This is a genomic window from Streptococcus sp. (assembly GCF_019414905.1).
GTDB lineage: Bacteria > Bacillota > Bacilli > Lactobacillales > Streptococcaceae > Streptococcus.
In genome coordinates this window covers 1-1,339 of record NZ_DXLC01000241.1, presented here as the reverse complement: position 1 = coordinate 1,339, position 1,339 = coordinate 1, and the positions used below count along the sequence as shown (strand labels likewise).

Genomic DNA, 1,339 nt, shown 5'->3' with positions numbered 1-1,339 from the left:
CTGCCCAAGCAAAGACTTTTTGACCATTGACAGTCTCTGGTAAGGTAGCAGTGTAGGTCTTAGTTTGATAGTCCCATTTTGCATCAAGGTAGGTGTGTTGATCATTTGATTCGTCAATACGGAAGTAACCACTCTTTCCACCGTCATTATATACATCATCTACTACTTTAGTGGACCAGGTCTTTACTTCATTTCCACTCTTGGCTTCTACCTTGATATCCCCTCTATAGCCATAAGGAACGTAGAAATTCAGGTAACGCCCCTCTACACCCATCATAGACTTGTCCTTTTCTTGACCTAGGAAATTGACAGTTTGATCTTGACCATTGAGACTAACCGTCCACTCGATTTTCTCAGTTTTTGGCAAATCCAATACTTTGATATCTACTTCATTGCCATTGTCAAATTGAAGAATTTTGCCATCTTGATACTTAATACCACCCTTGACAACCCATTCTTCTTTCAATTCGAAGGCCTTTCCTGAATGAGGGAAAGCTAGTAAAGCTAAACCTGCTAGAGATAAACCAAATAATGTGATTTTTTTTGATACTTTCATTTTCTTAACCCCTTATTTTTGGAATAAAACAAATTGACTGTTTTCTGGATAAACTGATACATGTTGCTCCTTATTACTGCTTGATGCAGCTTCAAGGACTAGAGGATAAGAGTATTGATACAGTTCCTCTAAAGTGATTTTTCCGTTAGTATTGGTGTCTGCCATAGGCGAAATCATTCTATTTTGAAGTGAATCCCAACCTGTACCCATTGCCCAGTATCTGGTGGCAAGACTACCTACTCCGACTGCACTATACGATTTTTCACCTTTCCAAGAGGCACATAGTACGAGGAATTTAGAATCAAGCATTTCACCATTCTTACTTGCTGGATCTCCTGTTGAAAATCCTGCCAAAAATGCTTGTTCATCAAATCTTTCTTCAGAATTGGAGACGGCCTTTTCATCTGATTTACCTACATCTATAATTTTTCCTGAATAGCAACAATCCAGCATAACCACAAACTTACCTTTGTATTGTTTCAGTATAGATGCTAATTCCCAACCTGAAAAGGATGTTTTATCGCTACCAATGGCTATCGTCCCATCTTCTCCTCCATGACAAGTAAGGTAAAGATAGTTCACATCGCTTTCGCTAGAAGATTTGAAAAGTTCTTCCATTTTTGCAATAATCTCAGCTTTTGTCTTATCAGGGAACCGAACAACTTCGCTAAAGTTTTGGTTACTAAAAACCTTTTCCATAGCATTAACGTCTTCGATAGGTACTTCTATCGTTGATGTTTCACCAAGAACTAAAGCACGGCGATTAATCGTTTGTCTTGCTCC

1 protein-coding gene and 1 pseudogene are annotated in these 1,339 nt (G+C 38.5%); both read right to left on the bottom strand.

The features are described 5' to 3' along the window. Window positions 1-556: pseudogene (locus QZ359_RS07370) on the bottom strand (N-acetylmuramoyl-L-alanine amidase family protein); the annotation flags it as partial. Window positions 557-568: 12 nt separating this feature from the next. Next, window positions 569-1,339: caspase family protein (locus tag QZ359_RS07365; protein WP_293965072.1), on the bottom strand; the 771-nt coding region annotated here is incomplete at its 5' end.